Source organism: Trichococcus sp., assembly GCF_055118575.1.
This window is the reverse complement of sequence record NZ_JBSQPW010000004.1, coordinates 1-22,371: the sequence shown is the minus strand read 5'-3', so window position 1 is coordinate 22,371 and position 22,371 is coordinate 1. Positions and strand designations below refer to the sequence as shown.

The following is a 22,371-nucleotide window of genomic DNA, read 5'->3' as shown; positions in this document are numbered from 1 at the left end:
TTTTCCTCTTTTCTGTATGATATTCCCTTACCGTTTTGAAACGGAGGGTTTGAACCCTTTCAGACGTAATGCATTCAGCACAACCGACACCGAGCTGAAGCTCATCGCTGCTCCAGCAATCATCGGATTCAACAAAGGGCCTCCGAAGACGTGCAGGATGCCCATCGCAACAGGGATGCCCAGGACATTATAGGCGAATGCCCAGAACAGATTTTCCTTTATGTTCTTGATGGTGGCCTTGCTGAGTTCGACGGCTGTGGCAACCGCCATCAAGTCACTCTTCATCAAAACGATATCCGCCGACTCGATTGCTACGTCCGTTCCCGATCCGATAGCGATGCCGATATCAGCTTGGGCCAATGCTGGTGCATCATTGACGCCGTCTCCGACCATAGCTACTTTGCGGCCATCCTTCTGAAGCTTCTTCACTTCAGCCGCTTTGTCTTCAGGCAACACTTCGCTCAGGACACGGTCGATGCCCACCTGATTGGCGATGGCTTGTGCGGTACGTTTGTTGTCGCCTGTGATCATCGCGATTTCGATGCCCATACTACGCAATTTTTTGATTGCAGCGGCACTGCTTGCTTTCACCGTATCGGCAACAGCAATGATTCCGGCCAGTTGCCCATCCATTGCGATGTACATCGGTGTTTTTCCTTGTTCAGCCAGCGAGTGAGAAGTTTCGGCAAATGAACCGAGTCCGATTGCATGGTTCAGCATCAACTTTTCATTTCCCAAAAGCAACTCTTTCCCATCGATTGTGACAGCAATACCGAAACCGGGCAGCGCATTGAAAGCGGATGGTTTCGATAAAGACAACCCTTTTTCCTCAGCATCGCGGACGATGGCTTCTCCAAGCGGATGCTCCGACCCTTTTTCGGCCGAAGCCGCCAACAGCAGCAGTTCATCCGGATCGATCCCATCACGTACCAGCACGTCCGTCACTTTAGGCTTGCCTTCGGTGATTGTTCCAGTCTTGTCGAAAACAATTGTCTCAATTTTATGTGTCACTTCCAGAGCCGTTCCGCTTTTGATCAGCACACCGTTCTCGGCACCCTTGCCTGTACCCACCATGATGGCGGTCGGTGTTGCCAAACCCAAAGCACAAGGACAGGCGATAACCAAAACAGAGATCGTGATGGTGAGCGCGAAAATCCAGGATTCTTGTCCCAAGAAGTACCAAGCCAGTCCAGCCAAAACAGCGAGCACGATAACGATCGGAACGAAGTAGCCCGAAATCGTGTCAGCCAGCTTGGCAATCGGCGCTTTTGACCCTTGTGCATCTTCAACCAATTTGATGATTTGAGCGAGCGCCGTATCTTTCCCGACTTTCTCTGCCCGGTACTGGATGGTGCCGTTTTTATTGATGCTGCCACCGATAATGGCATCGCCCGCCTTTTTCTCCACCGGCATGCTCTCTCCTGTCAGCATCGATTCATCGACGGACGTCAGGCCTTCCGTGACTTTTCCATCAACCGCCATTTTTTCGCCGGGACGGACAACCAAAATGTCCCCGACCATGACGGCATCCAGTTTGATTTCCTGCTCATTGCCGTCACGGATGACGCGGGCTGTCTTAGGTGCCAAGCCCATCAATTTTTTGATGGCCTCCGAAGTCTTGCCTTTTGAGACGGCCTCGAAGTACTTCCCTAAGGTAATCAGGGTAAGAATCACGGCTGCCGATTCGTAATACAAATTCATGACAAGCTCGTTGTTCCCTCCGATTGCTGCAAATGTGCCATACAGGCTATACAGAAAGGCCGCGCTTGTTCCCAAAGCCACCAGCGAATCCATATTCGGGTGTCCTTTGAACAGGGACTTGAAGCCGACAGTGAAAAATTTCGTCCCGAGTATCATCACCGGGATCGTCAACACAAGCTGCGTGAGCGCGAATGTGACGGGATGCATATCCGGATGAAGGCTCATCGGCAACGGCAATCCCAACATGTGACCCATCGCGAGGTACAGAAGCGGAACTGTGAATACAGCCGAGAGCCAGAAGCGCCGCCACATATTTTTGATGTGCTGTTCTTTCTTTGCTTGGTTTTGGTCGCTTTCTTCTATTGTAGCGTTCTCTTCGATCGCCTTGTAGCCGGCTTCAGCCACGACTTTTTCGATATCGCCCGCATGAAGCACTGTCGGATCGTAGGAAACAACCATCTTTTCGGTTGCCAGGTTCACCGATGCATCGGATACACCGGCAACTGCCCGGGTCACTTTTTCCACGGTTTGGGAACATGAGGCGCAGCTCATGCCTTCGATCAGAAACGTCTTTTCTTTCTTGTTTGCCACCAAAACATAGCCAGCATCATCGACTGCCTTTTTCAGAATTTCTTCGGAAAAATGGTTCCCATCGACAGCGACCGTCAGTTTCTCGGTAGCCAAATTGACTGTCGCTTCCTTGACGCCTGCGACTTTGGCGGCCGCTTTTTCCACGGCTTGCGAGCACGAGGCGCAACTCATGCCTTCTATGTCATAACTTTTATTTTCCATCTTACGATTCCTCCTCATGTAAGCAACCGGTCTGCTTGCAGTTGCATTGTCCTGGCGTACACATGCACTTCACTTCGGCGACTGCCATCAGCTTTTTGGCGGCAATCACCTTTTCCAACAGCGCCACATCCGCATGGCTCAACGTAGCCCTTTCGATCAGTTCTGCTATCGTGCGGCCGACTTTTTTTGTGCAGACATGCGCCAAAAGATCTTCAGTAGCACCGCCGACGCTTTCCTGTTCGGTTACGATTGCGCTGTAGATGAATTTATTGCCGATCGGTTCTGTCTCCAACAAACCTTTATCGACGAGTCTTCCGATCAGAGTTTTGACGGTGGCTTGTTTCCAATCCATTTTTTCCTGCAGAACCGAAAAGATTTCCCGGCTGGTCGCTTTCCCGTTTGTCCAGACGACGCGCATGACTTCCCATTCGGCATCGGTGATCTTCTTCTGTGCCAGTTCGGTCATTTCTTTCACCCTTTCGTTGTTGATTCTTGCTTCTAAACATAGTTTACATTTGTAGACGATTTATGTCAAATGATTTTCATCAAAAAAAAAACAGCCGCTACCGTTGAACGGTGAACCTGCTGTTTTGCACGGAATTATTTTTTCTGTTCTTCAGTATATCGTCAGGATTGTTGGTTTCGTTCACGCTTACGCACGCGTCGGCGATATAAAGTCGGTGTCATACCTTCCTTTTCCTTAAATTTGCGGGAAAACTCAGAAACGGAGGGCATTCCCACCAATTCGGAAATTTGCTTGATGAAGCGTCCCGAATGCATCAGCAAATAGCGCGCTTGATCCATCCGAACGCGGTCGAGGTAGTCCATCAACGAAACGCCGTAGATCCGGATGAAAATCTGCTGCAGTTCCGATGAGGAGCCGTGACAGGATTCGGCAATCCGATTCAGGCTCAAGGGATTTTGGTAATGGCTGTTGATAAAGCGCTCGGCTTGACCGGCCCACTCCAGATCCGTAACTTCCCTACCGTTCGGCCGGCATCTGCGGCAAGGACTACAGCCATACTCCTCCGCAGCCTCGGCTGAAGTAAAGATGCAGACCTGATTAAATTTCGGCAGTCTGGAAGGACAGGACGGCTTGCAATACAATTGCGTATTCCTGTCCGCGTAATAGAATTCTCCATCAAAAAACGTATCCCGTTCATTTATTGCTTGCCATTGCTCCACATTCACCGTTTGTTCTGCCTTATCCGCCGCCATTGTTTGGTTCCATCCTCTTCAACCGTCATTTATATCCGCTTACTATTATAGTACAGAAAAGCTGGATTTGCTTTAGCTTGCCACAAAAACTTCAGGCTGTTGTATGCAAAAAGCAGCAGCACCTGCACCGGCACTGCTGCTTTTGGATGATGGCTCATCTCTTATTTCACTTACCCGTTGCTGCTTCCGGCACAAGTCAACCCAGCCCCTTCACCGCGCACTTCCAGCAGGGCTGCTTCGATGATGGCCATGACATTCTCTTCGTCCCCGAGATTATTGACGATGTCGAACGCATCTATATCGATTTTTATTTTGGCACTTTGGTCATATTCCTGGAACCACTGTTCATAGTTATTGTAAAGCAATTCATAGTACGCCAACAGCTCCGGATCGTCTTCGATCTGTTCGAATTCGCGGCCGCGTTTGCGGATGTGTTCCAAAATCTTCTCGAAAGAACCATCCAGATAAATCAGCAAATCTGGCGCTTTTTTGGGCATGCCTTCCAGTTCTTCCATCATGTTGGCCAACAGGTCGTTGTAGATATCCATCTCTTCTTTTGAAATATTGCCTTGCAGATGGTTGACCCGCGTGAATAAAGCATCTTCATAAATCGAACGATCCAAGACATTATTGTCGTCAGTCAATGCAGCCTTGATGCTGCGGAAACGCGTATTCAAAAAATATATTTGAAGGCTGAACGCCCATTTCTGCGGGTTGTCGTAAAACTTATCCAGGATTGGGTTATAATCGACACTTTCGAAAAAGGCCTCCGTCCCCAATCTTCTTGAAATCATTTCGGTATAAGTCGATTTCCCTGCACCTATCATTCCTGCCATTACCAGCACGCTCAATCATATCCCTTCCTTTGGTGTTATCTGATTATTTCCATATTTTTATGCAACTCCCGATCCGCTTACTAACGGAACAACATTTAGTATCATACCACGGCGAGTAAACGAGATATAGTGTTTTTTTGATTAGAAAATCCATTATCAGCGCAAAACCGATCACTGGTTTCTGCTCCCAAAAACACTAGTCAAAACCCCTCAAATGCACTATGCTAGAAATAAAGGAGGGAAGCCCTTGACATTGAGCCACCGCACCATCAAAATCGCATTCGCGACCGTTATCGCGATTCTGATCGCGCAATTTTTCCAGTTGGATTATTCCGTTTCAGCCGGGATCATCGCGATCCTGAGTGTGCTGGACACAAAAAAATCCTCCGTTCTTACAGCCCTGCAGCGGATTGCTTCCACTGTGCTGGCACTGACAATCGCGACGATCCTGTTCCGTCTTTTCGGATTCCATATCATCGTGTTCGGTATTTATCTACTGTTCTACGTACCGTTGGCCTACCGCTTTACCCTTCAGTCCGGCATCGCACCTTGCTCAGTGCTGGTGACGCATCTGTTGCTTGAAAAGCAAACGAGTTTCTCGTGGCTTCTGAACGAGCTCGCCTTGATGATGATCGGAGCCGGTGTAGCAATTCTGTTTAATCTTTATATGCCTTCGAAAGCCAGCCAAATCATCTCTCTGCGTGAACAAGTTGAAGCAAAAATGAAAGACGTGCTCCAAAGTTTCAGCGAGATCCTCCAGGAAGGTGAGGATCAGAATCAAATCAGCCTGCTCGGCGATCTCGATCATTTATTGGAAAAATACAGAAAAGTCGTCTACGCTGAGTTCGACAATCAGTTGCTGGACCAATCAACCTATAATATCCGCTATTTCGACATGCGCAGCGAGCAAGTCACCATCCTGAAATATATGGCTGCAAACCTAAGATTATGCACCCTGCCGACAAGAGAAAATAAGATTTTGGCTGGCCTTTTCTTCCTGACTGCAGCTCAGTTGCATGAGCAGAACACCGGTATCTATCTGATGGATGATATCGATTCTTTATTGCAAACGTTCCGCGAAAGCGAGTTGCCGGCCACTCGAGCGGAGTTCGAAAACCGCGCTATCCTGTTCCAGTTGTTGAATGACTTCAGACGTTTCATCCAGACAAAAAAAGACTTCTACGAAGAGTATGCAACCGAAATACAAACAAAAAAATGAATTTATCGTGAGAAATCATTTGACACTTACTAATCGTCCTGTTATTATGTATTTAATTTCAAACAACCTCACGGTGAAAAGAAGAGTACGGATAACGGAAATGCACAGAGAACCTCGGTAGCTGAAAAGAGGACAGGAAAGTCATCCAGAAAATGGTCTTAGAGTGATTGGTTTGCGAACGCCATACGGCCTCAGCAAGCCACGTAAGCATACGTTACAATGCCGCAGTATAACAAGACCGAACGATTGTCTTGCGTACTGACTGAGGGGGCATGCGTGAGCATACCCTGAACCAAGGTGGTATCACGATGAGCAATCATACGTCCTTGCACAGCAATGTGCAGGGGCGTATTTTTTTTTACCGTATTATCTTGTTTGGCAAAAAATAAAAATGGAAAGAAGGAAAACAACATGACAACAGCACAAAAAACAACAACTTTACCATTCAGAGCCGACCACGTAGGGAGCTTTTTGCGTACAGAACCTTTGAAGGAAGCACGCCTGAAATTTGCAGCCGGAGAAATCGATGCAGCCGCTTTGGACCAAGTGGAAACGGAAGAAATCACGAAACTTGTCAAAGATCAAAAGGAAAATGGTTTGAAAGGTTTTACTGATGGCGAATTCCGTCGTTCATGGTGGCATATCGATTTCATCGAAAATCTGAACGGATTTGAAGGCTATGTGCCGGAACATGGCTACGATTTCGGGGATGTTGAAGTCCGCAAGTACGCTTTCCGCAACGTCGGCAAAATCTCCTTCAACCCGAACCACCCTTTCCTGGCTGCTTTCAAATCATTGAACGAAATCGTCGGTGACCAAGGCGTGGCGAAGTTCACGATCCCTAGTCCGAATGAAGTTTTCTATCCAGGCTACCGCAACGAAGAGATTTATCCTTCGGTGGAAGCTTACCAAGCTGATGTACAGCAAGCCTACATCGACACCGTCCAGGCTTTGTACGATCTGGGCTGCCGTTACCTGCAATTGGACGATGTGCACTGGGGCTTCCTGTGCAACTTTGTGAGCGACACAGAAGAATACAAAGCTGACAAACGGATTGCCGCTGAAAATGTACAGGCCATCATCGATGCCAAACCTGCCGACCTTGTCTTGACGACACATGTCTGTCGCGGCAACTACAAGTCCCACCACTCATTGGAAGGCCCTTATGATCCGATTGCAGAAGAATTATTCGGACAAACAAACTTCGACGGGTACTTCCTGGAGTATGATACCGATCGTTCAGGCGGTTTTGAACCACTTGCCTACTTCAAAGGCAAAGGCCGCATCGTCTTAGGGCTGGTTACTTCGAAAACAGCTGAGTTGGAAGACAAAGAAGAAATCAAGGCCCGCATCAAAGAAGCCAGCAAATATGTGCCTTTGGATCAGTTGGCGTTGAGCACGCAATGCGGATTCGCCTCCACTGAAGAAGGCAACTTGCTGACGGAAGCAGAACAATGGGCGAAAGTGCGCCACGTTGTGGAAATCGCCAAAGAAGTCTGGCCGGAAGACTAAAAGCAGACTAAAAGAACGCACAATCAGCTGATGATTGTGCGTTTTTTTATTGCAGCGTCAGCTGTGAGGCTGACCTCCGGTGAGGTAGCTGTTCACCGGAGGTCAGCGTGATTTTCTTCTGTGTCCTCCGGCTAGGCGTTGTTCACCGGCGTTCAGGAATCCTTACTGTCGTGAGCTCCGATAAGAGTTCTCTCGCCGGAGTTGCGGTCCTCCTCCCGGCTGGCTGCTCATCCCAGCTGCATTCCGCATTATACCTGTTGTCGATGCTTCTCCAACAGATTGTAGTCGATTGGATGATTCCGCAGCATCTCTTTTGCCGTCACGATGACTTCCTGACCGGCCCCCACTTTAAAGACAAGCTGTGGTTCAAGCGGAAAGTTCACCTGGATATCCGCCTGCTTCGTCAATTGGCGGTCCATCTGCCGGATCAGAATATCCAAACTTTGGATTGCGACATTGAACGGTGATTCTAGTTGACGGTCAACCGCGTCATAGATCATCGAAACGGACAGCAGCGTGCTGAAACGGGAACGGTCAAATAGCGGAATCGGCAAATTCATCATGACCCCGCCATCAACCAACTGCCTCCCGTCTATGGATGCCGTCGAAAAAATCATCGGAAAAGCGCAGGATGCGGCCACAGCCCTACCCAATTCGATATCATGAGGGTAAATGAGCCAATCCCCGGTCGTGCTTGTGAAAAATTCCGGTCGGTTCGTGAATACAATCAGTTCGCTCGTACGGATATCGACTGTCGTGATTGCGACAGGCAAACGGCAGTCTGAAAGCATCCGGCAACCGATTTTTTCAAACAATTGGCAGGCCATCTGCTGCAGACTCTGCAATTCCACGAAGCCATTATTGTGATCCCGGACGTGCTGAAGGAGCAGATAGGCGGGCCGGCTGAAGACACCACGATCGGCAAATTCCTTCTCTTCATCCAACAACGTTGCTTCGATTTCTGATGCCGTCATCCCGCAGGCCACCAAAGCCGCGATGACTGCGCCCATCGAGGTGCCGGCGACGGCATCGATTTTAACCTGGTGCTTCTCCAGATCCTGCAGGACGGCGATTTGCGAAAAGGACTTCAAGCCCCCGCCTGCAAGGCTGAGCCCGAACAACCCATTTCTTTTTTCTGATTGTTGCGGCAATATCATATGCGTTCCCTTCCTTCAAAGCGGATTTCTGCTTTCATTATCGCTTATTTTACCGCAAACCACAAAAAAAGTACCACGCAAAAAAGCGACCCACCGGCCGCTTTCAGTTTGAATCCTATTCGAATCCCAAGATGAAGATCCCTACCATGATCATCGCGATGACCGCATATTGTTTGGCGGTCAGTTTTTCTTTCAGGAAGATGCGCGAGAGAATGACGGAAACCATACTATAGGAAGAAATCAGTGGTGCTACGATGACGGCATTCGCGCTGATCGCAAAAACATAAAAGAATTGCCCCAACGTTTCAAATATGGCCGCCAAGCCTCGGTCTTTCTGATCACGCAAAGCGAAGGTCTCCTTTTTGATCAAAACCAGATAAACCCAAGCCAACACGGCAACAATCAGCCAAGTCAGTTCATAGGAAATGTTCGCCTGCATCTCATCCATTCCTCTGTCGAAGACCCATGCATCAGCAAAAGTTCCGAGAGAATCAATCAGTGCATACCCCAACGGGAACAACAAAGCGATTGCGCCGTATTTATACTTACGGTCAACCATTTCCTTATTCTCTTTGCGTTCCGCCTCGGCAAGCCGTTGCTCGAACACCGACAGCAGGATGACACCGATTGTGATCAGGCCAACCGCAAAAAACTGGATTCCAGTCATCGATTGCCCTAGGAAAATAAAAGTTAACAAGCCGGATACCGCGCCGGAAGAGTTCTGTACCGGTGAAGAGATCGACAGTTCCAGAAAACGCAGACCGGCATAGCCGACTGCCATCGATAAAATGTACAAGGCCGATACCGGCAGATACGTGATCATGTTGCTCGGATCATAGACAACGCCCGAGGTCAACATGACATAGACCGCATGGATACCCATTACCGCTCCGACCATGATGACGATCTTCAGATAACTGTATTTATCTTTCGGATCGCTCCCCTTTTTATAAAACAAATCCGCTGTACCCCAAGCCAACACGGAAACAATCGCAAATAAAAACCACATGCTCCATCCATCCTTTATAAAATAATTTCGAAAACTTGCTTACTAATTATACTAAAAGGATGGATGCCGCAATAAAAATAACGCAATGTTATCAATATGTTGATAGACTTATCGTAAGTCGCATGCAATATTGTCGCTGAAAAAGTCAATCGCGCACTCTTTTGCCCATATAGACGAGGTCGCGTTCAATGCCATCGAGTTCAGCTACTCTAGGTAAATATCCCCACTGTTCGAAGCCAAATTTTTTCATCAGTCCGATGCTTGGTGCATTGTGTCCGAAGATGAGACAGACAAGATTCGTGATGTCCAGCTCTTCGCAGGCCGCCAAAGCGTTTTCCATAATCTGGCTGCCCAATTTTTTACCGCGGTAGTCTTCATGGATGTAGATGCTCAACTCTGCAGTCTTGTCATAGGCTGCGCGCTCATGGAAAGCCTGAAAGCTCAGCCAAGCACAAACTTTCCCGTCCATTTCAAAAACCCAGATTGGTCTGTAACTGGGTGAATGGTCCAAAAACCAGCCCATTTTTTGTTTGACGGTCACCGGTTCCAAGTCGGCCGTCACCATCCGGCTGGGGATCGTCTGATTGTAGATGGCGACAATCTCTTCGACATCGTCCAAAGTTGCGTTTCTATGTGTAAGGGTCATCGTTTATTCCTCCAAAAATCCAAAATTCACAGCCCGACTTCTCGAAGGACTATACGCTATTTTACCAGTTTGTCACGGCTGTGTGCCATCTATTTTCTGAAGAGCGCACAAATCATGTGTGGCTGTTGCAATTTCTGCAGGATTGCCGCAGTTTTTCGTAAATTTCCCAATGAAAATCGGTTATACTGAAAATAAGAATGGGGTGGATAACATTATGAATGAAGAAATATATATTGCAGAAGATGAAGATGGCATCCGTTTGACGGTGAAGACGTTTCTGGAGAGCGAGGGCTATCTGGTCTCCGACTTTCCCAATGGCGACCTGCTTTTCGAGGCCTTCCTCAGCAAGCAGCCGGACTTGGTCATCTTGGATGTGATGATGCCCGGATCAAGCGGCTTCGAAATCACCAAAAAAATCCGTGACATCAGCTCGGTGCCGATCATCATCCTGACCGCAAAAGACAGTGATATGGATTACGCGACGGGCATCAACCTCGGCAGTGATGATTATTTCACGAAACCTTTCAGCGCCATCGCCCTGAATATGCGCGTGAAGGCGATGCTGCGCCGCATCAAGATGGATCAGGAACGTTTGCCGGCCCGTCAGGAAGAAGCACTATTACAGATTGGAGATATCGAAATCGATCTGGCTGCCATGTCCGTTAAACAAAATGGACTCCCTCTTAACCTGACACCGAATGAATACAATGTGTTCGTCTATCTGATAGAAAACAAAAATCGTGCCGTTTCCAGGGACGAGCTTTTGGATTCGATCTGGGGCTATGGCAAGGATATCGAGACGCGTGCTTGCGACGATACAGTCCGGCGCCTGCGCAAAAAACTGGCCGGCTCAACAGTTGAGATCGAGACTGTTTGGGGATTCGGATTTACCGTGAAGGAGTCGTCTGCAGAATGAAGATGAAGACTTCGAAAAAAAGTTTGAAGATTCGGCTCCTGACGACTATCACGTTGCTGCTGGCGGCTGTCTTCGCCTTCATTTACCTGGTTTTTAATTTTTTCTTTACCCAGTACATCGAAACGACGGCCGACTCCTTGTTAGCCGAAGCGAGGCAAAATTATATCGAACGGCCTTTCGATGAAGACAAAAAATTAGAACCGGACCCGGCTGGATCGGATACAACGGCTATCGATGAGCCGCGGGACAAAAATCCGGAGCCGCATACGGCCTTCGCATCCAGTGTCCAGAAAACGATCATATCCGAAGATTTCGAAATCCTGTTCCCGCAGATTCAGGATACGGGTTTCAGTGATGATGATGCTTTGACGAATTTCGTTTCCGGACTGGAAAATTCCGACATCACGTTGGCATTGACAGCCGACGGGAAGTTGGAATTGGATGACAACCTTTACTACTACTCGATTGCGCCCAATGCCGAGGAAGAAGGGACCTACGCAGTATTCTTCCTGAACATGTCCGATCTGTTTGTCTTCGAGCAGAACCTGAATCAAATCCTTTTGATCATCATGCTGATTGGATTGGTGACCATTGCCACTATCACCTACCTGATCGTTTCAAGGATCACGAAGCCTTTGCAGACGTTGGCGCTGTTCGCAAATGAAATCGGAGAAGGAAACTATCAGACAATCGATGAGGAGTTCGTCGACCTGGAGCTCCATGAACTCAAGACAACCATGAACGAAACCACCAAAAAGCTCAAGCTGTACGACGCCGATCAACGCACATTCTTCCAGAATGCTTCCCATGAACTGCGGACTCCGTTGCAGATCATCAAGACCAATGCGGAAGGCATAGAAGTCGGCATCATCGATGACAAAAAAGGCGCCATCGCCATCAAAAACGAGACCGACAAACTGGGCACACTCGTGGAGGATATCCTTTACTTGTCGCGACTGGAGACCCGTTCCACGGACCGCTTGGTGGCCACAAATGATATCCGCGAGACCTTGGCCTACACTGCTGAACGCTACGCTAGCGTCAGCGATCAAAAAAATCTGCAGGTGCTCTTCGATTTCCAGAAAAAACCGGTCCTGTTCCATTATGACGAGAAGGATTTTGAACGAGCCTTCCAGAATCTTATCTCCAATGCCTTGCGTTACGCTAAAGGCATCATCCGTCTGGGTTGCAAAGAGATAGACAACCGGATCATGATCACCATCCACAATGATGGCGAACCGATTTCAAAGGCTGACCTGCCTCATATTTTCGACCGCTTCTACAAAGGCAATAAAGGCGTGCATGGCATCGGACTTTCCATCGTCCAATCGATTGTGCAGTCCTACGGCGGGCGCATAGAAGTCATGTCCTCCACGAAAGGCACGACTTTCACGATCATCCTGCCGCAACAACCCGCTAATTGAATATGCGATCCCAAGACTGAAACGCTGACCGCCCTATAGACCAGCGTTTCAGTCTTTTTTTGCGGTTGGAAGTGGCATTCTTTCAGCTTTTCGAATCTTTAGGCATCTTTACGCATCTTTACGCTCACTTTGCTCCATTTTTGCAACAACTCTCTGCCCTGTTTACGGAGAATTGTTACCAGAATCGGCATAGAATAAGGACATCAAGTAAAACAACAAACAAGAAACGAGGTCGAGCGTTATGAGCGAAATCTGCTACCGAAATGAATTCAAACACGAAATTTCCCAAAAGAATAAAGTCATCCTCACAAGCCGATTGCGAAAGTTCCTGAAGCATGACGAGAATTCAGTAGGCAACAGTTACAGCATCAGGAGTCTCTATTTTGACACGATTTATGACGATGCTTACTGGGAGAAGGAAGATGGCCAAAGCTACCGCGAAAAATTCCGTATTCGTTACTACAACAATGATTCATCCTTTATCCGTCTCGAAAAAAAAGTCAAGGATGGCGCAGTCGGATACAAACAAAGTGCCTGCATCACGAAAGAAATGGCCGATCAACTCATCCAAAAAAAATATGACTGTCTGGCTGAAGCGACGCATCCCCTGCTCCAGGAGTTCTACGCGAAGTGCAAAAGCCAATGCATGGAACCGAAAGTGATCATCACCTACGAACGGGAAGCCTTCGCCTATGGCCCCGGCAATACACGCATCACCTTGGATTTTGATATGCACGCCAGCACCCAGGTATCCTCTTTCTTCCATGATGGACGTATCGGCATAAGGGAGCCCGGAATCGACTGTGTGCTCGAAGTCAAATTCGACAACTATCTGCCGGAATGGATTCAAAGCCTGGTGCAGACAGAAGAAACAACCAGCACCTCGCATTCCAAATACGTCATCGGAAGACACTTAAACCAAATATAAGAAAAGCTTCACGGCTTACCCTTGAAGCTGGCCATCATATTAAGAAAAAAATATTATTTTAAAACATATCCAGGAGGAATATTGAAATGACAACATTTACAGACATCTTAAAAAACAGTTTTTTGGAGGAAACGTCCGATTTTTCCATCGCGGCAGCTGCCGTTTCCCTGCTATCGGCCCTCTTCATCGGCCTGTTCATCTTCTTCATCTATAAAAAAACTTATGCCGGCGTTATGTATTCAAAACCCTTCAATACCTCTTTGGTGCTGCTGACGGTTCTGACCACTTTCGTCATCTTGGCTGTGACCTCGAACGTAGTCCTTTCCCTGGGGATGGTCGGTGCTCTTTCCATCGTCCGCTTCCGTACCGCCATCAAGGAGCCTCTTGATCTGGTGTTCCTTTTCTGGTCAATCAGCGTCGGCATCATCCTGGGCGCTGGCTTGTATTCCTTGGCCTTCCTGGGCTCACTCTTCATAACAGTCATCCTGCTCGTTCTGACAGGAAAAGTCGATTCATCGGCACCTTACATTTTGATGCTCCAGCTTGAGAATGAAAATGCCGAGTTGCAGGCAACCGAAATCATCAAAAACCGTTTCGGAAAAGTCATCGTAAAATCCAAGAGCATCACGGACGGCCAACCGGAATTGATCTATGAAGTTAAAGTAAAAAACAACGAAACGAGCTTCATGAACGAATTGAGCGCCATCGAAGGCGTCCAGAACGCCACGTTGGTAAGCTACAACGGCAACCAAGCCGGATAAGAAAAGCTGAACGGGTTCGTTCCGTTCTGAAACCACCTACTGACAATAAACAGGAACTAAAAAACAAAAGCGAATAGGAGAAAAAAACCATGAAAAATACTATAATAAACCTAAAGAATAAACCTCTGAATCAAATGCTCGCCTTGTCAGGCACCCTTGCCTTATTGACCGCTTGCTCGACTGAAGCAAGCACCACTACAGCATCCAGTGACGGCTCAACCATAGAGGCTACCGTTGCATCCTCCCTCGTATCAGATTCCAGCTATTCAGAAAGCAACAGTACTGCTGTCAGTTTTTCCGATCAAGCGATCACAGTCGATGGCTCCGGTGCAACTGCAGACGGTTCGATCCTGACCATCACCCAGCCAGGTACGTATATTTTGTCCGGAACCTTGAGCGACGGACAAGTCCGTGTCGAAACAGCCGATGAAGCTGATGTCCAAATCGTTCTCGACGGGGCTACCATCACGAATTCCACAGGAGCCGCCATCTTCGTCAAGAGCGCCAACTCTGCGACCATTACACTTGCTGAAGGAACGATCAATACGCTGAGCGACGGAGAAACCTATACCTTCGAAGACAGCGAAGATGAGCCGAACGCGACTCTGTTCAGCAAATCCGACCTCATCCTGAACGGAACGGGAACGTTGGTCATCGATGCCAATTATGCCCATGGCATCAAAGGCAAGGATGATGTGACCATCGCAGAAGGAACCTATGAGATCACTTCTGTCGGCGATGCCATCAAAGGTAGCGATTCGCTCTTCATCAGTTCTGGTACCTACACAATTGATGCTGGAGGCGACGGACTGCAGTCCACAAATGAGGAGGAAGAAGGCAAAGGTACCTTGACGATCGAATCCGGAACCTTTGCAATCACTGCAGCTTCTGACGGTATCCAAGCCGCAACCGACCTGCAGATCCTTGGAGGCGACTTCACGATCACAACCGGCGGCGGCAGTGCGAACAGCAGTACAGCGAGCGAGGCATGGGGAACTTGGGCAGCTCCTACTGAAGAAGCAACCACTACCACTGAGGAAACAACCAGTGCCAAAGGGTTGAAAGCGACAGGTTCAATAGCGATTTCCGGCGGTACTTTCTTATTGGACACATCCGATGATTCCATCCATACGAATGATACGATCCAAATCACAGGCGGCGACTTTACAATCGCATCAGGGGACGATGGTATTCATGCCGATAATTCTTTGAGAATCGATGAAGGAACCATTAACATCAACCAAAGTTATGAAGGCATCGAAGCGACCGAAATCACGCTGAACGGCGGGGACATCACTTTGACATCCTCAGATGACGGCCTCAATGCTGCAGGTGGAAACGATGCGTCAGCCGTGAGCGGACGCCCTGGCGAAAACACCTTTTCTTCCACTGCTGAAGGTGCAGGACTCGTGACCATCAACGGCGGTACACTGGTCGTGAATGCGAGCGGTGACGGCCTCGACAGCAACGGAAGCATCGAAATGAACGATGGCACTGTAATCGTCAACGGCCCGACCGACAGTATGAACGGAACTTTGGATTACGACAGCACCTTCAACATCAATGGCGGCACCCTGATTGGGGTCGGCAGCTCCGGAATGGCGATGACTCCTTCTTCAAGCTCCGCACAAAGCTTCCTGTTCACTTCTTCGCTTCCGCTGTCGGCGGATGAGGCCATCCAGATCACAGGTCCAGATGGAGAAGTAATCCTGACCTTTGAAGCCTCGACAACCGCCCAATCCCTAGTATTCTCCAGCCCTGACTTGGTCAACGGCTCTGCGTACACGATCACGACCGGCGGCACGGTTTCCGGCGACTCCACTACCGGCATTTATGAAGATTCGTCCTTCAGCGGCGGATCCTCCACCTTTGAAATCAGCGCAACGACTGAAGCGAGCGGCGGACAGATGGGCGGATCCATAGGCGGTAATTCCATGCCCGTATCCGGTGCATCCGTAAAATAAGGCACAGCTCAACACCATTCATTAGCGATAAACGAGGGATTTGAAATGAAAAAAAGAAAAAAATTGAAGAAAAAATATGCGCTTTTCCTGTCCACCCTTTTCCTTGTAGGCTGCGTCACACTCCTTCTGTGGGACTTAGGCAATTCCCAAGAAGGAGAAAGTTCCGCATCTGCGCAGACATTGATGACAGATGTCGCAAACCCGCTTGATGAAGAAGTTCAGGGAGTAGTAGATCAGGATAGTCTGGCTGAAGCCAATGCGATTCTCCAGAGCAGTACGATTTTATCCGAATCCGGCGAAGACTTAGCGGCAGATGTGGCAGAGCTGAACACAGCTTATCCTGATCAGCTTGGTTTTGTCCTCATCAACGAGCAGACTGGAGAAACCATTACGACCAATGAATCACGCGTCTTCACCAGCGCAAGCCTCTACAAACTATTTTTGACGTATGCCATCCTCACGCAAGTCGATGCCGGCAGTCTCTCATTGGAAGATCAAATGGCTGACGGTGCAACCATAGATGCTTATCTGACCAGCACCATCACCGTTTCGGCAAATGAAACGGCCAAAGAACTCGCCTATTTGATTGGATGGGAAAACATCGAAACCTTCATCCATGATCAGGGATTCGTCTCAACGAGTTTTAACCCTTACTTGGAATCCGACGGCGTTTATTACAACGGCGATTTGGAGACAACCCCCGCCGAAGTGGCCTTCTTGTTGGAACGCCTGTTGGATGGCGAATTACTCTCAGAATCCAGCACCGCTTACTTTCTGGGACTGTTGGGCGATCAGCAACTTGTCTATGCATTGAACACAGGACTGAATGATGAAGTAAGCTTTGCCCATAAAACCGGCTTGTTGACTGACGTATCCCATGATGCGGGCATCCTGTCGATGGACGGCCAGAATTATATCGTGGCCGTCTTGACGGATGGCTGGCAGGACGCAACCGATGACGCCACACCAGTCTTCGAAGCAGTCGGATCAGCTGTTATGACCTATTTGTACGCACAATAAGGCACAGGAAGTGCTGCCTCTAGCCGAGACAGCACTTCCTGTTTTTGTTCATCCGACACAGCTTCAGCCTCTCTGCCAGTTGGTGGTGACCGCTCGTCGGAGGACAGCGCCGGAATCCGTCCGCAGCTCCGGCGGGGCTCCACTCGCCGTAGGACACCGGTAAATTTAGGCTTGTTCTCCGGCGAAGCCTCCGTTAACCGGAATTCGCGGAAATACCCGTTACTTTCAGTGGTTTTATCCGTGATTCAGCAATGTATCAAAGCAGCAAAAGGCTTATCGTTGGCAATCGTTCCGGATTTGCGGTAAGGTATAGAGGTACTATCCATTTGCTGACGTTATATTATTTATAGCCAGCTCAAATCCAAGGCAGTACAAGTAACCTTTCAGGAGGAAAACACATGAAATTACAAGTAGAGAAACGCGAAAAAGTTGGGACATCTGCAGCGAAGCGTGCACGCATGGACAAGAAACTCACTGCAGTCATCTATGGTAAAGATTTTGAAGCCACTCCAGTATTACTTGACGCAAAAGATTTTGACGAGGTGCTCAAGCAACTAGGCAAAAACGCGATATTCGAAGTCAGCCTATCCGGCGGGAAAACGACGCAAGTCATCGTCAAGGACATCCAACAGGCTTCCCTGAAGAACCAGATCCAAAACGTGGCATTGCAAGTGATCACAAAAGGTCAAAAATTGACGATGACAGTTCCGATTCACTTAGTCGGCAGCGAAGACGTCAAAGAAGGTGTCTTGACCCAAACTTTGAACGAATTGGAAATTGAAACCGATGCGACGCACGTTCCAACCGAATTCCAAATCGCTGTGAATGAAATGACCATTGGTGATACGCTAGCGGTTGCCGATATCAAAGTCGATGCCGGTGTTTCGGTCCTTACGGATCCAGAAGCAGCAGTCGTCATCTTAGCAGCACCTGCTGCAGAAATAGCAAAAGAGGAAGAAGCTCCAACCGAAGAAGCTGAAAAAGTCACTGAGTAATTTTTAAATCAGCTAAGCTTAAAACCTTGATTGGCACTCTTGCAGGTTTCATCAAGTTTAGACTTACCTACACAACAAAACAAAAAAAGTTTCGGTTTTGAACGTCAAAAACCGAAACTTTTTTGTTTACAAAATAACTATCTGAACCCTGCTGCTTAGAAATCTTCAAAGCAGTAAATGACTATAACCCGTGGCTTTTTTCCAAGTAGTTTTCCAGGAAGCGTTGAGCCAAACTGTCTTTTTTGATGTTAGCCTGCGCAGCTTCGATGGAAAACCATTCCGCCTGATCCACTTCATCCGTCATGCCAGCGAGGCACTCGCTCGCGACGATGCAGGAAAAATTCAGCATCAGCGTATTACTTCCTTCGAAATATTCACTTTTATTGTAGCGCAATCCAACTGTTTGCAGCCCGAGCTCTTCGGCGATTTCACGAGCGGCTGCCTGTTCTGCGTCTTCACCTTTGTTGACGTATCCCGCACAGAGAATATAATCCGTTCTGCCATATTGCTTGATCAACAAAATTTTGTTTTGCTCCTTGTTCAATATGACCATGCTTACTGCCGTGTTGAACACTGGGAATCGATACCCCTCACAACTATTGCAATAAGGGATATTTCCTTCATTTTCCAGATGTTTCGCTTCCAGTTCTGTTCCGCATTCCATGCAATAATTCATCTGTTTAGTACCCCTTATTAAGATTCTGATTCCGTTCACTTCCGTCAAAGCTGTTACCCCACTGCAAAACTCATAGGACAATATGGAATATTATAGCACGCCATCTTTATCTTTCATGCTGATTGGACAAAAATAACCCGAATAGTGAACATCCGAAAAAAAATGCTAGCCATTCGGGTTTGATTCATCAGTGATAGCTTGTCTCTTTTTACTGCGCTGATTCACAGATGGCTTTGATGTTTTCCAGTGTATGCTGGGTTGAGTTTTCTTCCATCTTATCCGTTACGAGTTTGTCGAGGATTTTCGTGAATAAGGTTTCAGGCGGGACGCTGTCGATATCAAACGTCAACTCCGTTCCGTTATCTTTGGCGACGTAGCGGCTGGTTTGCTCGGTCGGAAAACTCCCGGTGATGTTCCCTTTCCAGATTGCGCCCTCATCTGTTAGCTGGCTCTCCGTTACTTCGATGATGATTGGGAAATGGATTCCCATCATGGAATAGCTCGATTTGACGATGGTGCCCACCTCACCTTTTCCGCTGACGCTTTCCGGTTCGGAAATTCGGACACTTTTCCTGTTCGTCTTCATTATACTCCTGTGTTCGCAGCTTTTGTCCGATGAACGCACTCTACGCCGGAGATACCGCTATTTCTTCAGGCAAAAAGTCGGTGACTCAATCAAAAAACGATTGAGTCACCGACTTTTTTGCTGCTCCTATTAGTCTTTGATGATTTGGGAGGTCGGGCAGTGCTTTTCTGCCGTCGCGCCCTCTTTCACAACACCAAATTGCACCATCAATGCTGTACCGGCAATACAATCAGCCTCCGCTTCTACCGAAGCAGGCTCATTCATCGGACAAACCGTTACAGTGCAGGCGTTGCATTTTTTTCTTCCGCTCGCGATCAAACGGATCTGGCGGAATAAGATGTAACCCATCAGGCTCATAAACAACAACAAAACGATCCAAGATTGCATATTCATCACTTACTCCTCCTCTCCCTATTTGATCATCGGCTTCGCCAAACTGCCCCACATCGGTGAAGCTGTTTTAGGCGCGGGCCTTACAACCAGGAACACCAATATCGCCGCTACTGCAGAAGCTATGCTGGCTCCTGCTCCGAAAGGCGTACCCAACACGATTACTGAGCCAAGCTGGTTGATGATGAAGGCCAAAACATAAGCCAAAGTCGTCTGATACAAGACACCGAAAAGCGTCCATTTGGCGCTGCCGAATTCAGTGCGCATCGCTCCGACAGCCGCGAAACAAGGCATACAGATCATATTGAAGACGAGGAACGCTACCGCACTGACCGGATTGAACAGCGTACTGAACGCGGCGGCCACCTCGGTTTCCGAACCGGTCGCCCCCATCAGGACACCAAATGTGCCTACAACATTTTCCTTTGCGATCAGCCCTTGGATGGTCGCAACTGTCGCTTGCCAGGACCCGAAGCCCAAGGGTGCGAAGAAAACAGCAACCACACCGCCGATCTGAGCCAAGATGCTTTGATCGCTTTCGGCAGTCATCCGCAGCTGCCAATTGAAAGAAGATAAAAACCAGATGAAACTAGAGCTGAGGAAAATGACAGTCCCCGCATTTTTCACGAAAGCCATGCAGCGGGTGGCAACCGCGCGGAAAATACTTTTCCACTGTGGCCAGTGATACATGGGTAATTCCATGACGAATGGCGATGCTTCCCCGGAAAAAATGGCTGTTTTACGCAGCAGCACGCCGGAAAAGATGACCGTCGCAATCCCCAACAGGTACATCGACAAAGCAACCCAAGATGCGCCGCCAAAGATGGCATTGGCGATCAGGGCGATGACCGGCAGTTTCGCTCCACACGGGATGAAAGAAGTTGTCAGGATCGTCATGCGGCGGTCCTGCAGATTCTCGATCGTCCGGGAAGCCTGGATGCCCGGGACCGAACAGCCGGAACCGATCAGCAACGGAATGAACGATTTACCCGACAAGCCGAAGCCGCGGAAAACCCTGTCCATCACGAAGGCGACCCGGGCCATGTATCCGCTGTCCTCCAACAAGGTCAAGCAGAGGAACAAAGCGGCCATTTGCGGCAAGAAGCCCAACACTGCCCCAACCCCTCCGATGGCGCCATCGATCACAAGGCTGCTGACTGCAGGATGGATATCGATGCTGTCGAAGAAACTTTGAACGGCTCCTGGCACAATGCTCCCGAACAACACATCGTTGACCCAATCGGTCCCCCAAGTCCCTACCGTCGTGATGGCGAAGTAGTAGACTGCATACATGATCAGGACAAAAATCGGTAGCCCAAGCCAACGGTTCGTTACGATGTGATCGATCAGCACCGAGAAAGACGCTTTGTCGCTATTCTTCACGAGCACTTGCCGGGTAATTTTTGTAACGAATTTATAGCGTTCATTGATCAAGATCGCTTCGGAATCGTCGTCCAATTCCGTTTCATAACGGCTGAGCAGCCCTTCTATGACAGCCAGTCCTTCCTCAGAAACCGCAAGCTTTCCGCTCGTTTGTCCGTCCCTTTCGAAAAGCCTGATGCTGTAATAGCACCGCAATTTTTTCGGAACCAATGGCGCAATAATCTCTTCGATCGTATCAAGGATGCTTTCCACGACGATACTGTACGTAATCGGTTCTACTACAGATGTAGGTTCAGCGATGGCCTTGAACAACTCTTCCAATCCGCTTTCCTTCAGAGCCGAAATCGTCACGAACGGCATACCGAACGCGCGCGACAAGCCAGCAACGTCCAGTCGATCGCCCCTTTTTTCGACGATGTCCATCATGTTCAGGACGACCACGATCGGCAGGTGCAATTCCATCAATTGGGTCGTCAGGTAAAGGTTCCGCTCCAGGTTGGAGGCATCGACGATATTGATGATCAGATCTGGCGCATCCAGCGTCAGATAATCGCGCGTGACGATTTCCTCAATTGTATAAGGGGATAACGAATAGATGCCGGGCAGATCGATGACCTGTGTCTCGCCGTCATGCAGCAAAGTCCCGGCCTTCTGTTCGACTGTCACCCCAGGCCAGTTGCCGACACGTTGGGTGGAACCTGTCAAATGGTTGAATAAGGTCGTTTTCCCGCTGTTGGGATTTCCGACCAGTGCTATGGTTTTCCCCATCATTTTTCCTCCCCGAACGTAACTTCGATCATCTCGGCATCTTTTTTGCGTATCGATAATTCATATCCACGCACCATCACTTGGATAGGATCTCCCAATGGAGCGACTTTTCTGACATAAATGGCAGTGCCTTTCGTGATTCCCATGTCCATCAGCCTTCTGCGGGTAGCACCTTGGCCTGTTATTTTGTTCACAATTGCCGATACACCGATCGGCAAATCCCTTACATTCGTCAAAATCGTCCCCTCCATTCCTTCAGATTCAGTAATTTCCCACCACTAATTGAGAACCATTCTCATTAAGTCATAGCTTAAGGCATAGACGCCTTCAGGTCAAGAAAATTCGTGCATTTTAACTTATTTTTATATATCGGTAAATTGTAAAATGAAATGCATAAGGAAATAAACGAAAAAATCATGTAGATACGATATACTTGTTAGCAACCAAACCAAAAGTATAAGGGGTATCTA

General features: G+C 48.4%; 21 protein-coding genes. 9 read left to right on the top strand and 12 right to left on the bottom strand.

The features are described from left to right. Positions 1 to 27: 27 nt before the first annotated feature. The 4 genes from ACTCCX_RS01740 to ACTCCX_RS01725 all read right to left on the bottom strand — a co-directional run bounded on the left by ACTCCX_RS01740 (position 28) and on the right by ACTCCX_RS01725 (position 4,556). On the bottom strand, positions 28 to 2,493 hold the full coding sequence (locus ACTCCX_RS01740) for a heavy metal translocating P-type ATPase (RefSeq protein WP_463274443.1): 2,466 nt from the start codon (positions 2,491 to 2,493) through the stop codon (positions 28 to 30). Between the two features lies 1 nt (position 2,494). After that, a complete protein-coding gene (locus tag ACTCCX_RS01735; RefSeq protein WP_463274442.1) occupies positions 2,495 to 2,959 on the bottom strand; it encodes a CopY/TcrY family copper transport repressor in 465 nt (154 codons plus the stop codon). Between the two features lie 161 nt (positions 2,960 to 3,120). Beyond that, positions 3,121 to 3,711 (bottom strand): Ada metal-binding domain-containing protein, encoded by a 591-nt coding sequence (locus ACTCCX_RS01730; protein ID WP_463274441.1) that lies wholly within the window; start codon positions 3,709 to 3,711, stop codon positions 3,121 to 3,123. A gap of 170 nt (positions 3,712 to 3,881) precedes the next feature. After that, positions 3,882 to 4,556: a deoxynucleoside kinase gene (locus ACTCCX_RS01725; RefSeq protein WP_463274496.1), complete on the bottom strand. Its 675-nt coding sequence runs from the start codon at positions 4,554 to 4,556 to the stop codon at positions 3,882 to 3,884. A 238-nt stretch (positions 4,557 to 4,794) separates the two neighbouring features. Here ACTCCX_RS01725 and ACTCCX_RS01720 point away from each other — a divergent pair, with 238 nt between their 5' ends. Then, positions 4,795 to 5,766, top strand: a complete 972-nt coding sequence (locus ACTCCX_RS01720; RefSeq protein WP_463274440.1) for an aromatic acid exporter family protein — start codon at positions 4,795 to 4,797, stop codon at positions 5,764 to 5,766. A 411-nt stretch (positions 5,767 to 6,177) separates the two neighbouring features. Then, positions 6,178 to 7,278, top strand: coding sequence for a 5-methyltetrahydropteroyltriglutamate--homocysteine S-methyltransferase (locus ACTCCX_RS01715; RefSeq protein ID WP_463274439.1), 1,101 nt, complete (start codon positions 6,178 to 6,180; stop codon positions 7,276 to 7,278). Positions 7,279 to 7,526: 248 nt separating this feature from the next. Here the strand turns inward: ACTCCX_RS01715 and ACTCCX_RS01710 are convergent, their stop codons facing one another. The 3 genes from ACTCCX_RS01710 to ACTCCX_RS01700 all read right to left on the bottom strand — a co-directional run bounded on the left by ACTCCX_RS01710 (position 7,527) and on the right by ACTCCX_RS01700 (position 10,090). Continuing rightward, complete coding sequence (locus tag ACTCCX_RS01710) at positions 7,527 to 8,435, bottom strand: patatin-like phospholipase family protein (RefSeq protein ID WP_463274438.1); 909 nt, start codon at positions 8,433 to 8,435, stop codon at positions 7,527 to 7,529. A 115-nt stretch (positions 8,436 to 8,550) separates the two neighbouring features. Then, positions 8,551 to 9,444, bottom strand: a complete 894-nt coding sequence (locus ACTCCX_RS01705; RefSeq protein WP_463274437.1) for a GRP family sugar transporter — start codon at positions 9,442 to 9,444, stop codon at positions 8,551 to 8,553. A 145-nt stretch (positions 9,445 to 9,589) separates the two neighbouring features. After that, the gene (locus ACTCCX_RS01700) at positions 9,590 to 10,090 is read right to left on the bottom strand and encodes an N-acetyltransferase family protein (RefSeq protein WP_463274436.1); all 501 of its coding nucleotides are present in this window, start codon (positions 10,088 to 10,090) and stop codon (positions 9,590 to 9,592) included. Between the two features lie 214 nt (positions 10,091 to 10,304). Here ACTCCX_RS01700 and ACTCCX_RS01695 point away from each other — a divergent pair, with 214 nt between their 5' ends. The 7 genes from ACTCCX_RS01695 (at position 10,305) to ACTCCX_RS01665 (ending at position 18,098) form a co-directional block, all read left to right on the top strand. Then, a complete protein-coding gene (locus ACTCCX_RS01695) occupies positions 10,305 to 11,006 on the top strand; it encodes a response regulator transcription factor (protein WP_463274435.1) in 702 nt (233 codons plus the stop codon). Continuing rightward, a complete protein-coding gene (locus tag ACTCCX_RS01690; RefSeq protein ID WP_463274434.1) occupies positions 11,003 to 12,430 on the top strand; it encodes a sensor histidine kinase in 1,428 nt (475 codons plus the stop codon). The genes ACTCCX_RS01695 and ACTCCX_RS01690 overlap by 4 nt, the downstream gene beginning before the upstream one ends. Positions 12,431 to 12,671: 241 nt before the next feature. Then, a complete protein-coding gene (locus ACTCCX_RS01685; protein WP_463274433.1) occupies positions 12,672 to 13,358 on the top strand; it encodes a polyphosphate polymerase domain-containing protein in 687 nt (228 codons plus the stop codon). Positions 13,359 to 13,444: 86 nt separating this feature from the next. Beyond that, positions 13,445 to 14,119: a DUF4956 domain-containing protein gene (locus ACTCCX_RS01680; RefSeq protein ID WP_463274432.1), complete on the top strand. Its 675-nt coding sequence runs from the start codon at positions 13,445 to 13,447 to the stop codon at positions 14,117 to 14,119. A gap of 89 nt (positions 14,120 to 14,208) precedes the next feature. Continuing rightward, a complete protein-coding gene (locus tag ACTCCX_RS01675) occupies positions 14,209 to 16,083 on the top strand; it encodes a carbohydrate-binding domain-containing protein (protein ID WP_463274431.1) in 1,875 nt (624 codons plus the stop codon). Positions 16,084 to 16,128: 45 nt separating this feature from the next. Beyond that, a complete protein-coding gene (locus ACTCCX_RS01670; protein WP_463274430.1) occupies positions 16,129 to 17,103 on the top strand; it encodes a serine hydrolase in 975 nt (324 codons plus the stop codon). Between the two features lie 398 nt (positions 17,104 to 17,501). Further along, positions 17,502 to 18,098: a 50S ribosomal protein L25 gene (locus ACTCCX_RS01665; RefSeq protein ID WP_463274429.1), complete on the top strand. Its 597-nt coding sequence runs from the start codon at positions 17,502 to 17,504 to the stop codon at positions 18,096 to 18,098. A gap of 181 nt (positions 18,099 to 18,279) precedes the next feature. On the opposite strand, the gene ACTCCX_RS01660 is transcribed toward ACTCCX_RS01665, so the two are convergent. The 5 genes from ACTCCX_RS01660 to ACTCCX_RS01640 form a co-directional block, all read right to left on the bottom strand. Beyond that, positions 18,280 to 18,774 carry an NAD(+) diphosphatase gene (locus tag ACTCCX_RS01660; RefSeq protein WP_463274428.1) on the bottom strand — a complete coding sequence of 165 codons (495 nt, stop codon included), beginning with the start codon at positions 18,772 to 18,774 and terminating at the stop codon, positions 18,280 to 18,282. Between the two features lie 208 nt (positions 18,775 to 18,982). Next, positions 18,983 to 19,360: an SRPBCC family protein gene (locus ACTCCX_RS01655; RefSeq protein WP_463274427.1), complete on the bottom strand. Its 378-nt coding sequence runs from the start codon at positions 19,358 to 19,360 to the stop codon at positions 18,983 to 18,985. A 129-nt stretch (positions 19,361 to 19,489) separates the two neighbouring features. Further along, the gene (locus tag ACTCCX_RS01650; RefSeq protein ID WP_463274426.1) at positions 19,490 to 19,753 is read right to left on the bottom strand and encodes a hypothetical protein; all 264 of its coding nucleotides are present in this window, start codon (positions 19,751 to 19,753) and stop codon (positions 19,490 to 19,492) included. Between the two features lie 18 nt (positions 19,754 to 19,771). Continuing rightward, positions 19,772 to 21,901, bottom strand: coding sequence for a ferrous iron transport protein B (feoB, locus tag ACTCCX_RS01645; protein ID WP_463274425.1), 2,130 nt, complete (start codon positions 21,899 to 21,901; stop codon positions 19,772 to 19,774). Then, complete coding sequence (locus ACTCCX_RS01640) at positions 21,901 to 22,137, bottom strand: FeoA family protein (RefSeq protein WP_200831798.1); 237 nt, start codon at positions 22,135 to 22,137, stop codon at positions 21,901 to 21,903. Before ACTCCX_RS01640 ends, feoB begins: the two co-directional genes overlap by 1 nt. Positions 22,138 to 22,371: the final 234 nt, after the last annotated feature.